General features: G+C 69.3%; 12 protein-coding genes. 7 read left to right on the top strand and 5 right to left on the bottom strand.

The window, feature by feature from the left end; all coding sequences use genetic code 11:
• Positions 1 to 25 precede the first annotated feature (25 nt).
• Together rsgA and AB0L91_RS12960 are read left to right on the top strand one after the other, a co-directional pair.
• Complete coding sequence (gene rsgA / locus AB0L91_RS12965; RefSeq protein WP_365009631.1) at positions 26 to 1,057, top strand: ribosome small subunit-dependent GTPase A; 1,032 nt, start codon at positions 26 to 28, stop codon at positions 1,055 to 1,057.
• 1,631 nt (positions 1,058 to 2,688) lie between these two features.
• Entirely contained in the window at positions 2,689 to 3,051 is a 363-nt protein-coding gene (locus AB0L91_RS12960; RefSeq protein WP_365009628.1) for a hypothetical protein, read from the top strand.
• A gap of 94 nt (positions 3,052 to 3,145) precedes the next feature.
• Here the strand turns inward: AB0L91_RS12960 and AB0L91_RS12955 are convergent, their stop codons facing one another.
• Both AB0L91_RS12955 and AB0L91_RS12950 read right to left on the bottom strand, forming a co-directional pair.
• Positions 3,146 to 5,044: a glycosyltransferase gene (locus tag AB0L91_RS12955; RefSeq protein ID WP_365009626.1), complete on the bottom strand. Its 1,899-nt coding sequence runs from the start codon at positions 5,042 to 5,044 to the stop codon at positions 3,146 to 3,148.
• Positions 5,045 to 5,156: 112 nt separating this feature from the next.
• Positions 5,157 to 5,687, bottom strand: a complete 531-nt coding sequence (locus AB0L91_RS12950; protein ID WP_365009624.1) for a GtrA family protein — start codon at positions 5,685 to 5,687, stop codon at positions 5,157 to 5,159.
• 126 nt (positions 5,688 to 5,813) lie between these two features.
• On the opposite strand from AB0L91_RS12950, the gene AB0L91_RS12945 reads away from it, so the two are divergent.
• Positions 5,814 to 6,782, top strand: a complete 969-nt coding sequence (locus tag AB0L91_RS12945; protein ID WP_355284084.1) for a glycosyltransferase — start codon at positions 5,814 to 5,816, stop codon at positions 6,780 to 6,782.
• Positions 6,779 to 8,314, top strand: coding sequence for a DUF2142 domain-containing protein (locus tag AB0L91_RS12940; protein WP_365009622.1), 1,536 nt, complete (start codon positions 6,779 to 6,781; stop codon positions 8,312 to 8,314). Before AB0L91_RS12945 ends, AB0L91_RS12940 begins: the two co-directional genes overlap by 4 nt.
• A 22-nt stretch (positions 8,315 to 8,336) precedes the next feature.
• On the opposite strand, the gene rfbB is transcribed toward AB0L91_RS12940, so the two are convergent.
• The gene (gene rfbB, locus AB0L91_RS12935) at positions 8,337 to 9,338 is read right to left on the bottom strand and encodes a dTDP-glucose 4,6-dehydratase (RefSeq protein ID WP_365009620.1); all 1,002 of its coding nucleotides are present in this window, start codon (positions 9,336 to 9,338) and stop codon (positions 8,337 to 8,339) included.
• A 324-nt stretch (positions 9,339 to 9,662) separates the two neighbouring features.
• Between rfbB and AB0L91_RS12930 the strand changes: the two genes are divergently transcribed.
• Positions 9,663 to 10,373, top strand: coding sequence for a hypothetical protein (locus AB0L91_RS12930; protein WP_365009618.1), 711 nt, complete (start codon positions 9,663 to 9,665; stop codon positions 10,371 to 10,373).
• A 119-nt stretch (positions 10,374 to 10,492) separates the two neighbouring features.
• Here AB0L91_RS12930 and AB0L91_RS12925 read toward each other — a convergent pair whose 3' ends face one another.
• Complete coding sequence (locus tag AB0L91_RS12925; protein WP_365009616.1) at positions 10,493 to 11,548, bottom strand: alpha/beta hydrolase; 1,056 nt, start codon at positions 11,546 to 11,548, stop codon at positions 10,493 to 10,495.
• Positions 11,549 to 11,784: 236 nt separating this feature from the next.
• On the opposite strand from AB0L91_RS12925, the gene rfbA reads away from it, so the two are divergent.
• Positions 11,785 to 12,657, top strand: a complete 873-nt coding sequence (gene rfbA / locus AB0L91_RS12920) for a glucose-1-phosphate thymidylyltransferase RfbA (RefSeq protein ID WP_365009614.1) — start codon at positions 11,785 to 11,787, stop codon at positions 12,655 to 12,657.
• Positions 12,658 to 12,665: 8 nt separating this feature from the next.
• Positions 12,666 to 13,214: a dTDP-4-dehydrorhamnose 3,5-epimerase gene (rfbC, locus tag AB0L91_RS12915; RefSeq protein WP_365009611.1), complete on the top strand. Its 549-nt coding sequence runs from the start codon at positions 12,666 to 12,668 to the stop codon at positions 13,212 to 13,214.
• Between the two features lie 61 nt (positions 13,215 to 13,275).
• Here the strand turns inward: rfbC and AB0L91_RS12910 are convergent, their stop codons facing one another.
• Positions 13,276 to 14,754 carry an MFS transporter gene (locus AB0L91_RS12910; protein WP_365009609.1) on the bottom strand — a complete coding sequence of 493 codons (1,479 nt, stop codon included), beginning with the start codon at positions 14,752 to 14,754 and terminating at the stop codon, positions 13,276 to 13,278.
• Positions 14,755 to 14,808: the final 54 nt, after the last annotated feature.

The following is a 14,808-nucleotide window of genomic DNA, read 5'->3' as shown; positions in this document are numbered from 1 at the left end:
CGGCCCCGACGAAGGACCTTCCCTCATGGTCGATCACGACCGTCTCGTCCCTTACGGCTGGACCGAAGCCGTAGCTTCCGAATACCTGCCCCTGCTCGGCGACCTGGTGCCCGCGCGCATCGTCCGGATGGACCGCAGCGAATGCGATGTGGTGACCCCGTTCGGGCCCGCCAGGGCCGCCTGCCCGCGCGACCTGACCGGGCTGTGCACCGGCGACTGGGTCGGCCTCGATGCCGACAACACGGTGCGGCGGCTGTTGCCGCGGCGTTCGGCGATCACCCGCTCTTCGGTGTCGGGGCGTTCGGTCGCCCAGGTGCTGGCGACCAATGTCGATACCGTGCTGATCTGCACGGCCGCCGACGGTGACGTCGACCTGGGCCGGATCGAGCGGATGCTCGCGCTGGCCTGGGAGAGCAATGCCCAGCCGATCGTGGTACTCACCAAAGCCGATGCGGCGGTGGATATCCCGCTCGACGAGGTGCGCGCGGTCGCACCCGGTGCGACGGTGCTCGCGGTGAGCTCCACCGCCGAGGTGGGGCTCGATGTGCTCACCGCGCTGCTGTCCGGCACGGTCGCGCTGATCGGGCCGTCCGGCGCGGGCAAGTCGACCCTCGCCAACGCGCTGCTCGGCGCGGAGGTGTTCGCCACCAACGCCGTTCGCGCGGTCGACGGCAAGGGCCGCCACACCACGGTGCATCGGGAGTTGCGGCCGCTGCCCGGCGGCGGCACCCTCATCGACACTCCGGGTCTGCGCGGCATCGGCCTGTACGACGCGGCCGAGGGCATCGGCAAGACCTTCAGCGATATCGAATCGCTCGCCGCCGAATGCCGTTTCGCCGATTGCGTGCACGAGACCGAACCTGGGTGCGCGGTACTGGCCGCGCTCGCCGACGGTTCGCTGCCCGAACGCCGCCTGGCGAGCTACCGCAAACTCGCCAAGGAGAACGAGTGGATGGCGGCCCGCACCGACAAGCGCCTGGCCGCCGAACGCGCCCAGGTCTGGCGTACCATCGCCAAGGAGCAGCGTCGCCAGTATCGCGAACGCGGGCGACGCTGAGCTACCTGGACAAACGATCACTACGCTCCGGTGCGGGTCTCTGCCTGCACCGGAGCGCGGTGTCCGCGTCGGCGGATCCGGGCCCCGCATCCGCCCGTCCTCGCCCGGCCGGGGACGCGACGCCGGGGTAGGGTTCGGGCGCACGGTTCGCTATCCGGGAGGGATAAATGAATAGCCCCGGCGACTTTCCACCACCATCACACCGCCCCGGCGAGCCGGGATCCACGGATTCCAGCGAATCCGGCAGCGGCACATCGCGGCCCGATCCGAGCCGCCCGCCGACCGGCGAGCCGTGGTCGGTGAGCGGGCCGGAGTTCCCCCAGCCCGGCCACGGCAGGCCCGGGCCTCCCCCACCGGGATTCGGTGGACCGGCAACTCCCCCACCTGGATTCGGTGGTCCTGGGACTCCGCCGCCAGGATTCGGTCAGCCGGGTGGGCCCGGCGCTCCCGGATTCGGCCAGCCGCCTGGTCCGGATGGCCCGAACTTCGGCCAACCCTCCACGGGCCCAGGCACTCCCCACTTCGGCCAGCCTCCCGCCGGCCCCGGCCAACCTTCCGGTGGCCCCGGATTCGGCCGACCACCCACTGGCCCCGGGAGCCAACCACCGTCGGGACCCGGAGTGCCCGGATTCGGCCCGGCACCCACCGGTCCCGGCGCCCCCGGCTTCGACCGATCTCCCGCCGATCCACCCGCCGGATTCGGGCAGTCGTCGGCCCCCGGTCCCAGCGGTTCGACACCTGGACACCCCTTGGTGCCCCCACCGGCCGGGTTCGGCGGACCGCCGCCGAGCTTCGGCGAATCGGCCGGTGCTGGGCGACCACAGGATGCGGGCGTCGGGCACCCGCAGACGCCGCCCGGGTTCGGCGCGCTGCCGAGTCGAGCGCCCGGTGGAGCCGGGCAGCCGGGATTCCCACCGCCGCACCGCCCTTCGGCCACCGTTTCGTTCGACGGTTTCGCCAGCCCGCCCGCTGACGAGGCACCGGCCGGCGAAGCGGGCGGACCGCTGGGCGCACCGGGCCGCTTAGGCCCCGGCGGCAACCCACCGCCAGGCGCACCCGGCCAGCTGGGCGGACCGCCGCCCCAGGGTGGACCCGGCCGGTTCGTCCCGGGTGCCCAGCCACCCCACGGCGCACCCGGCCACTTCGCTCCGGGCGGTCCACCCCCACACAGCGGTCCGGGCCAGTTCGGTCCCGGTAGCCAGCCACCGCCACACGGCGGCCCCGGCCAACCCGGCCCCGGTGGCCAACCACACGGCGAACCGGGCCTACCCGGCCCCGGCGGCCAACCACCGCGCGGCGAACCCGGCTTCTTCGGCCCCGCCAGCGGACAACCACCCGGTGAGCCTGGCCGATTCGGGACCGGCGATCACCAGGTCGCGGCGGCACCTGGGCTACTCGGCGGACCGCCACCGCACACGGCCGGCCCGTTCGGCACCGGCGACCACCAGGCCCCTGGAGCACCGGGGCAATTCGGCGGGACGCCACCGCACGGTGCCGCCCCTTTCGGTCCCGGTGGTCAACCGCCGCACGGGTATTCGCCTGACGGGGCACCTGGCAGGTTCGGGCAGCCGCCGCAGGGCGGGCCGGGGCAGGGCGGGGTGGCGCAGGGGCCGAATCCGCCTGGGTTGACGGTGGATTCGTCGTATGTGTGGGCCTCGTTCATGCTCGCGCTGGTGAAGCCGAAGATCTTCGTCAATGGGCAGCCGGTGCCGGATGCGCGGTGGGGGCAGACGCATGTGCCGGTGGGGCCGGGGCAGTATCACGTGCGGGTGGTGACGCCGTGGCTGTTCGATATGGGGCCCGCGGAGATCCAGGTGCCGGTCGGGCCGGGGCCGGGGAGCAAGGTGTATTACCGGTCGCCGGCGGCGGTGTTCTTCCAGGGCGCGATCGGGTGGGAGCCGCAGAAGACGCCGGGGGTGATCTTCCTGTGGCTGCCGTTCGCGGTGCTCGGGGTGTTCTTCCTGCTGACGTTGTTGCTGATCCTGCTCGGCTGACCAGCCACGCGAACAGCCCCGGTTCCGCGCCGGGGCTGTTCGTCTTCACAAGAAACGCCGCGCCGGAACGGATTCCGACGCGGCGTCGACGATCTCAGCTTGGGTCGATCCCGTAGAGCCTGGCCCAGTTCTCGCGGCTGGTGAGCTCGGGCACCGCGTTCCGGTACGCGGCCTGCAGCGCGGGCAGTTCCTTGCGGAGCTTGCGCAGGGTGCGGTAGGTGCGGATGAGCAGGGCGCGGGCGCGGGCCTTGTCGCGGCGGCGCACGCGCACGCCGGACTGGGAGGCGTCGGTGACGACCACGTGGTCGAACAGGCCGACGTGCCACCAGTGCGCGTCCTCGCGGGTGACGCCGATCAGGCCGGGCTGGGTGCGCCCGGTCCACTGCGTGATCGCGCGCTTGATCAGCACCAGGGTGACCCGGCTCGGCTCACCGCTGGCGCGGCGGACCTGGATGTCGGCGGAGTTCACCGGCGGGGTCGCGGCGGGGTGCTTGATGGTCTCGGGGTAGTCGCCGCGGGTGCCGCGGGCCGCCGCCAGGGCGTCGATGCCGCCGTCGCGCAGCACCTGCGGACCCTTCATGAAGTCCTCGATGCCCTGCAGCGTGGTGTGCACCAGGCCGTACTGCATGCCGACCAGGTGCTCGGCGATGTAGCGGAAGAAGTCCTTGGTGATCGCCTTGCCGTCGAGATCGGTGTGCAGGGCGCCGACGATGAGCGAGTTACGGGTGGAGAAGTAGCGCGCCCAGTCGTCGTAGTCCTTCCAGTAGAAGTCGGCGTGCCAGACTGCGGCGTTGGGGAGGGTGACGGTGACGAAACCGTGCTCGCGCGCGCGGATGCCGTACTCGACGTCGTCCCACTGGAAGAAGATCGGCACCGGCAGGCCGATCTTGGCGACCACCTCGGCCGGGATCAGGCAGGTCCACCAGGCGTTGTAGCCCGCGTCGACGCGGCGCTCCTGGTTCTTCTTGAGCATGGAGGTGTTGCGCAGCGCCTTGGGCACCTTCTGCCCGTGCTTGAGCTCGTGCAGGTGCACCTCCTCCGCGCCGACATTGAGGTAGTCGGGGTTGAGCAGGAACAGCATCTGCGCGCCGACCAGCGTCGGTTCGACGGTCAGGTTGGCGAAGGCCTGCAGCCGCAGCACGGTCTCCGGCTCGCAGAGGATGTCGTCGTCCATCAGGATGACGTCGGCGTGCTCGTTGGCCGCCGACACCTCGTAGAGGCCACGGGTGAAGCCGCCCGCACCGCCGAGGTTGGGCTGGCGGAGGTAGCGCAGCTTGTCGCCGAAGTCGGGGCGCACCTGCTGGAACAGCGGGCGGTTCTCGACCAGGTCGGTGCCCTGGTCGACGACGTAGACGGCGTCGATCGCGGCCAGCACGGTCGCGTCGGAGGCCAGCGCGGCCACGGTGTGCGCGCAGTCCTCGGCGCGGTTGAAGGTGCAGATCGCGATCGCGACCGGGCGGACCTTCTCCGGCGCCTGCGCGGTCCAGGCGAGATCGGTGATGTCGACGGCGCCGCCGATCGCGTCGAACTCGAGCCACAGCGCGCCACCGTCGACGTACTGGTCGAGCGGGGCGCTCAGGCTGACCCGGCCGCTGCTGGTCGCCACCAGCGAGGCGATGATGCGGCGGTGGCCCGCGATGTCGGAGGCGACCAGGCGCACGTTGGCCTTGTCACCGACCTCGAGGGTCGCGTTCACGGTCACCTCGGTGACGGTGGTCCAGCGCTGCCAGTAGCTGGCCGCGAAACGGCCGAAGTAGGTGTTGGTGTGCGCGGTGGCGCCCTTGGGCAGGTGCAGTGCCAGGCGCTCGCGGACCGCGGCGCCGCCCTTGACGACGGCGTAGAGCTCGTCGCTCACCCGCGCCGACGGGCCGGTGAAGATGCCCCTGGCCAGCACCAGCCGCTCCGGTGCCGCGTGTTCGCCACGCAGCGATTCCGGCGCGGCCTCGCGCCGATCGTTCGATTCGGTCACGGCTCCCGAAGCCGACTGTTCCATGAAGTCCTCGAAATTCTCGGTATCGACTGCGCCGACGCAAGCAGTCAGGTGAAGAAAGGGGCGGCGCGGCAGGCGGGGGTGAGGATATCAATCACCCGGCGACGTCGCGCCGTCAGTGAGGCGTCGCCGCACCCCGCGCGTGTTGCTCCTCGGTTGCCGAGGAGCCGGTGAAGACGAATTTGTCGTAGGCCCAATAGCGGAAGACGACCGCGACGATCTGCCCGATCAGGGTGCCGGAAATGTTGTCCGAGAGCGGGCTGGACAGTTCGAGCACATAGCGGGAAAAGCCGAGGCAGCCGAGTTGCAGCCCGATCGCGACGACATTGAAGACCGCGTACAAAAGGTATTCGCGACCCGGGTTGTCGGTCTTCTTGTGGGAGAAGGTCCACCACTTGTTGCCGAAGTAGGTAACCACCGTCGCCACCGCGATCGCGATGATCTTGGCGAGCAGCGGCGAGTGATACAGCACACCTTCGGTGAAGGTGACTCCGCCACCCCAGAAGACCAGCAGGTTGTAGGTGCCCGCGTCGACCAGGAAACCGATCGCGCCGACGACGAGGAACGCGGCGCCCTGCCGCAGCGCCGTCACCACCTTCGACATCAACGACGCGGGAACCGGCTCGGACAACTCGGGGTGGGACACGGGCCGACCGTACACCGATGGGCCGTTCGGTCCCGCGTTAAGCTCGCTGAACCGGGTGAGCGGATCGGACGTGCGCTGTGTACCCTCCCGGTGTCCCACTGCTGCCTACATCGAGGATTGACCCGGGTGGACTCCACCGAGCTTCGCATTGCCGCCGTGGTCCCCTGCCACAACGAAGAGGCCGCGGTCGCCAAGGTCGTCGCCGACCTGAAGGCCGCCGTGCCGGGGATCGTCGTCTACGTCTACGACAACCTGAGCACCGACCGCACCGCCGAATGCGCCCGCGAGGCCGGGGCGATCGTGCGCTACGAGAACACCAAGGGCAAGGGCAACGTGGTGCGCCGCGCCTTCGCCGACATCGAGGCCGACGTCTACCTGATGATCGACGGTGACGACACCTACGAGGCGTCCGCGGCGCCGCTGATGATCAAGACGCTGCTCGACGGCCCCTACGATCACGTGCTCGGTGTGCGCAAGCAGGACGACAGCGACACCAGCGCCTACCGCTCCGGCCACGAGACCGGCAACAAGGTGCTCAACGGCGTCGTCGGCAAGGTCTTCGGCGAGAACGTCGAGGACATGCTGAGCGGTTTCCGGGTGTTCTCGCGCCGCTTCGTCAAGAGCTTCCCGGCCGTCTCCCGCGAGTTCGAGATCGAGACCGAGCTGACCGTGCACTCGCTGCACCTGCGGGTGCCGCAGACCGCGGTGCAGGTCGGTTTCCGTGATCGCCCGGCGGGCAGCGAGTCCAAGCTGCGCACCTACCGCGACGGCACCAAGATCCTGGCGCTGATCCTCGGCCTGGCCCGGCACGAGCGCCCGGTGGCGTTCTACGGCCTGTTCGGCACGCTGGCCTGGCTGGTGTCGCTGATCCTGACCGTCCCGATCGTGGTCGAGTTCTACGACACCCACGAGGTGGCGCGGTTCCCGACGCTGTTCTTCGCGTTCACCCTGATGCTGCTCGGCAGCCTCGCGTGGACCGCGGGCATGATCCTCGACGGCATCCGCCGGTCCCGCCACGAGGCGGCGCGCCTGGTCTACCTGCGGTATTCGGCCGCCGGTGCGCACGACGACGTCGCCGCCGGAGACCGTCGGTGACGACTTCCACCGAGCCGGACACCGCCGTCGAGCTCAGCAAGACCGCACCGCCCGCACCGAGCGCCAAGGATCGCGTCCTCGCGCCGGTCCGCACCCTGACCGCCAAAGTGGGCGCGGCCACGGTCGCCTTCGCGGTGGTCGCCACCGTGTTCGGCGCCCTGTTCGCCGTGCTCACGCCGCCGTTCTGGGGTCACGACGAGCTGACCCAGTTCGGCCGGGCCTACCAGGTGGCGCACGGCGGGGTGCTTCCACAGCGCATCGCCGACGACCGCGGGGTCGCCTACGGCGGCCAGATCCCGGTCAGTGTGGACGCGCTGATGGGCTACGCGTTCCGCGACTACAACGACAACCCCGACGAGCCCGACGCGATGGTGGCCGACCCCGGCGCCTACGACCGGCTCGGCGCGGCCGAGATCGGCTCGGCCACCAAGCAGATGTGGTTCACCAACACCGCCGCGTACTCGCCGGTGCCGTACGTGCCCGCCGCCGTCGGCATCCGGCTCGGCGAGGCGCTCGGCCTGAACGTCGGCGGGATGTACCTGCTGACCAGGCTGGCCGGGCTGGTGGCCTACCTGGCCGTGGTCGGCTTCGCGCTGTACGCGCTGCGCGAGCGGCGCAGTCAGTGGCTGGTGTTCACCGTCGCGGTGCTGCCGATCGCGCTGTTCCAGGCGGGGACCGTCACCGCGGACACGCTCACCAACGCGCTCGCGATCATGGTGTCGGCGCTGTTGCTGAAGGCGCTGTTCATCGGTGACCGGCTGCGACCGGTGGAAACCGGCGCGCTGCTGGCCGCCACGATCGCGCTGCCGCTGAGCAAGCCGACTTATGTGCTGCTGGCGATGCTCGTCGTGGTCGTCCCGGCCGACCGGCTCGGTTTCACCGGGAAACTCAAGCTGATTCCGTGGGCATTCGCCGCGACGGGCGGCGCGCTTTTCCTGGCCTGGACCAAGATCGCCGCCCCGACCGGCGAGGGAATGGGCCTGATGCGGCCGCCGCACCAGTGGTACGAGGTGCGCCCTGGCGATCAGCTGAAGGGAATCCTCAGCGACCCGGCGCAATTCGTGCACACCTTCGGCGAGAGTATCGCGTTGCGGGATCACCGCTGGTTCAACCAGTTCTTCGGGGAACTCGGATTCGCGTATGTCGATGTGCCCGCCGTCTCCATGCTGGCGTGCCTGATCGCGTTCGCGGTGAGTTTCGGTATCGCCGACCGGATGAACACCGCGACAGCCACTTTCCGGCGCACGCTGATCGTGGCGCTGACCGTACTGGCGAGCGTCGCGATGATCTACGTGACGTTGTACATGTCTTTCACGCCGGTCGATTTCTACATCATCGACGGTGTGCAGGGCCGGTATTTCGTGCCGCTGGCGATCATGGGGCTGGCCGTCGTCGCCCGCTGGGTGCCCTTGCGGCTCACCGATTCCGAGGGTGTGATTCCCACGCGCGCGACGGCGATCACCGTCTCCTGCGCGTCGGTTTTCGCGCTGATCGGCGCGGCCGCGACGTATTACACCGTCGTCTGGGGATAACTCCCCGGACGACGGCGCGGACTCAGAGCGTCTTTTCGCCCGCCGCCGCGTAGGCGCTTTCGGTGGCGGCCTTCTTGGGCCGCCACCAGTCCTCGTTCTCGCGGTACCAGGTGATGGTGTCGGCGAGGCCGGCGCGGAAGTCCGCGTACCGCGGTGACCAGCCCAGTTCCTCGCGCAGCAGGCTCGCGTCGATGGCGTAGCGCTGGTCGTGGCCGGGGCGATCGGTCACGTGGTCGAAGTCGGCGGGTTCGCGATCGAAGGCCCGCAGGATGAGCTGGACGACGCTGAGATTGTCGAGCTCGCCGTCGGCGCCGATGAGGTAGGTCTGCCCGGTCCGGCCGCGGTCGAGAATGTCCCAGACCGCGCGATTGTGGTCGTCGACGTGAATCCAATCGCGCACCTGGTGACCGGCGCCGTAGAGCCGGGGCCGCACGCCGTCGATCAGATTGGTGATCTGGCGCGGGATGAATTTCTCGACGTGCTGATACGGCCCGTAATTGTTGGAGCAGTTCGACAGGGTCGCGCGGACGCCGAACGAGCGGGTCCAGGCGCGGACCAGCAGATCGCTGCCCGCTTTCGTCGCCGAATACGGGCTCGACGGGTTGTAGGCGGTGGATTCGGTGAAGGCCGGGTCGTCCGGGGTGAGATCGCCGTACACCTCGTCGGTGGAGACGTGGTGGTAGCGCACGTCGTGCCTGCGCACGGCCTGCAGCAGCGAGTAGGTGCCGACGATATTGGTCTGCACGAACGGCCACGGCTCGGCCAGCGAGTTGTCGTTGTGCGATTCGGCCGCGAAATGCACGACCGCGTCGACGCCGCTGACCAGATTGTCGACCAGGTCCAGATCGGCGATGTCGCCGTGCACGAATTCGATCCGGTCGGCGACCGAATCCAGCGACGCGCGGTTACCCGCGTAGGTGAGGGCGTCGAGGACGGTCACGTGCACATCCGGGCGCGTGGCCACGGTCTGCTGGACGAAATTCGCACCGATGAACCCGGCCCCGCCGGTTACGAGCACTCGCACCCGGCCAACGATACGTGCTCGCCGGCGCTCTTCAGGACAGGAGGTGGGCCGGAATGCGATGCTGTACAGCGTCCGACCTGTGACATCCCAGATATATTCACTGTGACGTCCATCACTGTGGGCCGCGCCAGGTTACGACTTCGGGTCTGGTTTCCTGAGAAAAACCCCGGTCATCGCTCAGGTTTCGAGCACCGCACTGGTACTGGGGTATCAACGGTGAACGGAATTTGAATAGACGGTCACACCGGGTTCACCGCTCGTTAGCTGCGAGGGATTTTGATCAGCGGGTCCCCTCCGAACGCTCCAACATCGAGGTTCCACAAAATGCTGATGAGGAAATTCGCCGCCACCTCGGCGCTGCTGATCGCTGCCATGGGCGTCACCGCCGGCACCGTCAACGCCGCGCCGGTCGAAGAGGCCGCTCCGATCAACTACTCCGCCGAGGTCGTCGAAGACTCGAAGGCTGTCATCACCACCGATGCGGGCTCGCTCGTCGTCGAGGACGGCGCCTTCAAGGTCAAGGCCGCCAACGGCACCACCGTCGCGGGTACCCCGCTGACCTTCCGTCTCGACGAGTTCGAGCTGCCCATCGCGGCCGAGATCTCGGGCAACAAGGCCACCCTGAGCCCGGTCTACGACGCCTCCAAGGCCGTCTACAAGCCCGTCGCCCTGCCGTTCGAGAACCAGGCTCCCTGGAAGAACGAGTACGAGCGTGAGCAGGCCGCCTGGTCGCGTCTGACCCAGACCATCTCCATGGGCGCCACCATCGGCACCCTGGTCGGTGGCCTCGGCGGCGCCGCCGTCGGTTGCATCGCGGGTGCCGGTGCCGGCCTCGTCGCGACCGGTGTCCTCCTGGCCCTGTTCGGCGCCGGCCCCATCGCGGGTTGCGTCGTCGGCGCCACCACCATCGGTGCGCTGGGCGTCATCGCGGGTCAGATCTTCGTGACCGCCCCGGTCGCGATCGGTGCCGCGATCCAGTACTTCATCACCATCACCCAGCCGTACCCCACCCCGGCTCCCTCGCCGGCCAAGTAATTCGGCCAGCACCCCATCAGCAAGGGGCCCCGGTTCGGAGAAATCCGAACCGGGGCCCCTTGTTTCGTTTCCCGGGAGGCTCGGCCGGCCGACCGTGGTCAAGACCGTCCGAGCCGTACTCAGGCCGTGCGAGCCCGCTGCGCGGGCTCCAGCGCCACCCGCACGAACTTGGCGACCCGGCCGAGCGCCGAACGGCTCTCCGGCATGCTCGGCAGGATGCTCATGAAGGCGTGCACCTGGCCGCGCCACAGCTCGAGGGTGACCGGCACGCCCGCGGCGGTCAGCCGGTGGGCCATCAGCTCGCAGTCGTAGCGCAGCAGTTCGTCCTCGGCGGCGATGAGCAGCACCGGCGGCATCCCGGTGAGCTCGGCGTTGACCGGGGACAGCGCCGGGTCGAGCGGACCGGTGACCTCCGCGCCCAGCCGGACGACGGCCTCCAGACCCGACAGCGGGATGTAGGCGTCACGTGTGACGTTGACGTATCCCTCCTTGGCCCGGTAGTCGAGATCGAGCAGCGGGCTCAGCCCGACCAGCGCCGCGGGCAGCGGCAGACCGATCTCCCTGGAGCGCAGCGCGGTGGCGAAGGTGAGGAAGCCACCGGCGGAGTCGCCCGCGAAGACGATCCTGGCCGGGTCGGCGCCGTGGCGCAGCAGCCAGCGGTAGGCGAGCACGCAGTCGTCGATCGACTCGGTGATCGCGCGACCGGGCAGCTGCCGGTATTCGACATTGAGCACGGCCAGCCCGGTCCGCCGCGCGATCCCGGCGACGATCGCCCGGTGCGACTCCAGGCCGCCGACGGCGAAGCCGCCGCCGTGCATGTACAGCACCGCGCCGTGGCGCAGCGCGCGCGATCCGCCCGCGGGCCGGACCATCTCCATCCGGAAGCCGTCCAGCTGGATCTGCTCGCGCTCGATGCCGTGCGGTTCCGGCCGCAGCCGCGACAGCAGGTCGACGGCGACGGCGCCGATCGGGATGGTCGCCCGGTTGATCGGCACGGTCCGCAGCAGCGGCCCGATGACGCCGACGCACGCGCCCATCAGCACACGCGACGAGGTACTCGTTCGCCCGGAATTGACGATGATGCCCTGTTCGGGCCCCCGCGCCGGCTTCTTCCCCACGACAGCGGCGGCGATCCCGCCCACCACACCCGGCCCGGCGATCTTCGACGATCCCATCGCGCACCTACCTCACAGCTGGCGCGTCACCCCCCACCAGGCTGGCCCGGTACGGATGTCCACGCTGACATCTAACATAGTGATGTTTCACACATCGACGCTCACATAATCAGATAAGCGCCTTGCCTGTCCCAGTTATCGCCCGACACACCCGGATACGAAACGTTCGTGACCAATTCGTCGACGTGTCGGAACCTCCCCGACTCCGCGGCGGGGAGAGCTGGCAGACTTCCCCCATGCGCGGAATCATCCTGGCGGGCGGCACCGGTTCGCGGCTGCACCCCATCACGCGCGGGGTGAGCAAGCAGCTCGTCCCGGTCTACGACAAGCCCATGGTCTACTACCCGTTGTCCACCCTCATGTTGGCAGGGATCGACGACATTCTGGTGATCACCACGCCGGAGGACGCCGACGCGTTCGCCCGGCTGCTCGGTGACGGCAGTCAGTTCGGCGTCGCCATCAGCTACGTGGTCCAGCCCGAACCCGACGGCCTCGCGCGCGCGTTCGTGCTGGGTGCCGACCACATCGGCAGCGAGCCCGCGGCCCTGGTGCTCGGCGACAACATCTTCCACGGCCCCGGCCTCGGCGCCAGCCTGGAACGCTTCCACGACATCGACGGCGGCGCGGTGTTCGCCTACTGGGTCAAGGACCCGACCGCCTACGGCGTGGTGGAGTTCGAGCAGGGCCGCGCGGTCTCCATCGAGGAGAAGCCGAAGAAGCCGCGCTCGAACTACGCGATCCCCGGCCTCTACTTCTACGACAACGACGTGGTGCAGATCGCCCGCGAGCTGCGGCCGTCGGCGCGCGGCGAGTACGAGATCACCGATATCAACCGCGCCTACCTGGACGCGGGCAAGCTCAGCGTCGACGTGCTCGCCCGCGGCACCGCCTGGCTCGACACCGGCACCTTCGACTCGCTGCTCGACGCCGCCAACTACGTGCGCACCATCGAGGAACGGCAGGGCCTCAAGATCGGCGTGCCGGAGGAGGTCGCCTGGCGGCGCGGGCTGATCGGCGACGACCAGCTGTGCGAGCTGGCCGAACCGATGGTGCGCTCCGGCTACGGCCGCTATCTGCTCGATCTGATCGACCGCGGGAAAGACTGGTAACTACAGGCATGCAGATCCGTGAACTGGCCATCCCCGGCGCGTGGGAGGTGACGCCCCGCCTGCTCGGCGACGACCGCGGGATGTTCTGTGAGTCGTTCAAGGCCTCGGAGTTCGAGAAGGCCACCGGCCGTCCGTTCGAACTGCACCAGGTGAACACCTCGGTCTCGGCGGCGGGCGTGCTGCGCGGCATCCACTACACCGAGGACCCGCCCGGGCAGGCCAAGTACGTGACCTGCGTGCGCGGCGCGTTCCTGGACGTGGTGGTCGACCTGCGGCCCGGCTCGCCGACCTACGGCCGCTGGGACAGCGTCCTGCTCGACGACGTGCACCGCCGCTCGGTGTTCCTGTCCGAGGGCCTCGGCCACGCCATCCTCTCGCTGGAGGACCGCTCGACGGTCACCTACCTGTGCTCGCTCGAGTACACCCCCGAATTCGACCGGGACATGGACGCCTTCGACGCCCGCCTCGGCATCGACTGGCCGACCGAGGGCCGCGACGGCAACCCGCTCACCTATATCCGCTCCGCCAAAGACGAAGTGGCTCCGCCTTTTTCCTGATCCACGTGAAACGTCGAACGGCCCCACCTGGGAAAAGGTGGGGCCGTTCGGCGTTGTGCGGTCAGGCGACCGGCTCGAGCAGCTTCTCCTCGGCGGCGGGCGCGTCGACGACCGACGACCGGCGGCGCGGCAGGAAGACCGTCAGGGCGACCAGCGCGCCGACGATGGTGACGCCCGCGGCGAACTCGAGGCCCGGCCGGTAGGTGTCGAGCATCTGCTGCGGCGTCGCGCCTGCGCCGTGCGCGCCGGAGGTGACGATCGCGGTGGTCACCGCGAGCACGATGGCCGCGCCGACCTGCATGGAGGTCTGCAGCACACCGGCCGCCAGACCCTGCTCGTCGTCGTCGATACCGCTGGTGGCCTGCACGTTGATCGCCGGGAAGCCGACCCAGCCGATGCCGATCAGCAGGATGGCGGGCAGCAGCACGGTCAGGTAGTCCGGCGCGGTGTCGACCCGCAGGAACAGCAGGTAGCCAACGGCCATCACGGACATGGTGACGGCGATGACCGGCCCGGTGCCGAAGCGGTCGATCAGCTTCTCCGAGAAGAACGCCGACCCGACGACCAGGATGCCGACCGGCAGCAGCGCCATCGCCAGCTTCAGCGCCGACCAGTCCAGCGAGTCCTGCAGGTACAGGGTGACGATGAACTGCCAGCTGAAGTACGAACCGGCGACCGCGATGATGGCCAGGCTGGCCCGCACCAGCGACACCTTGCGCAGGATGCCCAGCCGCACCAGCGGGTGCTTCACCCGCTGCTCGGTGATCACGAACGCGACGAACAGGGCGATGACGGCGAGGAACGAGCCCAGCGTGCGGACCGAGGCCCAGCCGACCTCCGGCGCGGTGACCACGGTGTAGACCAGCAGCAGCATGCCCGCGGTGGACAGCAGCGCGCCGAGCAGATCGTGCCCGCCCTCCTCAGCCTTACCGTCCCTTGGCACCAGCACGAAGGCGGCGACCAGCGCGGCCAGGGCGATCGGGACCGGCAGCAGGAAGGTCCAGCGCCAGCCGACGCCGGTCATCAGGCCGCCGAACAGCAGGCCCATCGAGTAGCCGCCCGCGCCGAACACGGTGTAGATGGACAGCGCCTTGTTGCGCGCCTTTCCTTCGGCGAAGGTCGTGGTGATGATCGACAGGCCGGTGGGCGCGGTGAACGCGGCGGCGAGGCCCTTGATGAAGCGGGTGACGATCAGCAGCGTCGGATCGCTGACCAGGCCACCGACCAGGGAGGCGACCGCGAACACCGCCAGGGCGATGAGGAAGACCTTGCGGCGCCCGAGCAGGTCGGCCGTGCGGCCGCCGAGCAGCAGCAGGCCGCCGTAACCGAGGACGTAGCCGCTGACGAGCCACTGCAGGGTGGAGGTGGACAGATCGAGCTCGGCGCCGATGGACGGCAGCGCCACGCCGATCATCGAAACGTCGAGACCGTCGAGGAAAAGGACGATGCACAGGGTGATCAGCATGCCCCAGAGCCGGGCGGACCATCTGGTCGGATCGGTCGCCTGATCTGCGGCCGAGAGCGTTGCTGGCGAAGTCATGCGAGGGACATTACATGCACACGCATTAAATGCCAACACATTAAATGCGTTTGC

It is taken from the genome of Nocardia sp. NPDC051833, from assembly GCF_040681225.1.
Taxonomy (GTDB): Bacteria; Actinomycetota; Actinomycetes; order Mycobacteriales; family Mycobacteriaceae; genus Nocardia.
The sequence above is the reverse complement of the archived record's forward strand: the minus strand, read 5'-3'. Positions and strand labels throughout refer to the sequence as shown.

What these genes read in the sequence shown, in the direction of transcription:
- rsgA (WP_365009631.1), top strand. Translation starts at nt 26, where the DNA reads ATGGTCGATCACGACCGTCTCGTCCCTTACGGCTGGACCGAAGCCGTA.
- AB0L91_RS12955 (WP_365009626.1), bottom strand. Translation starts at nt 5,044, where the DNA reads ATGGAACAGTCGGCTTCGGGAGCCGTGACCGAATCGAACGATCGGCGC.
- AB0L91_RS12930 (WP_365009618.1), top strand. Translation starts at nt 9,663, where the DNA reads ATGCTGATGAGGAAATTCGCCGCCACCTCGGCGCTGCTGATCGCTGCC.
- AB0L91_RS12925 (WP_365009616.1), bottom strand. Translation starts at nt 11,548, where the DNA reads ATGGGATCGTCGAAGATCGCCGGGCCGGGTGTGGTGGGCGGGATCGCC.
- rfbA (WP_365009614.1), top strand. Translation starts at nt 11,785, where the DNA reads ATGCGCGGAATCATCCTGGCGGGCGGCACCGGTTCGCGGCTGCACCCC.
- rfbC (WP_365009611.1), top strand. Translation starts at nt 12,666, where the DNA reads ATGCAGATCCGTGAACTGGCCATCCCCGGCGCGTGGGAGGTGACGCCC.
- AB0L91_RS12910 (WP_365009609.1), bottom strand. Translation starts at nt 14,754, where the DNA reads ATGACTTCGCCAGCAACGCTCTCGGCCGCAGATCAGGCGACCGATCCG.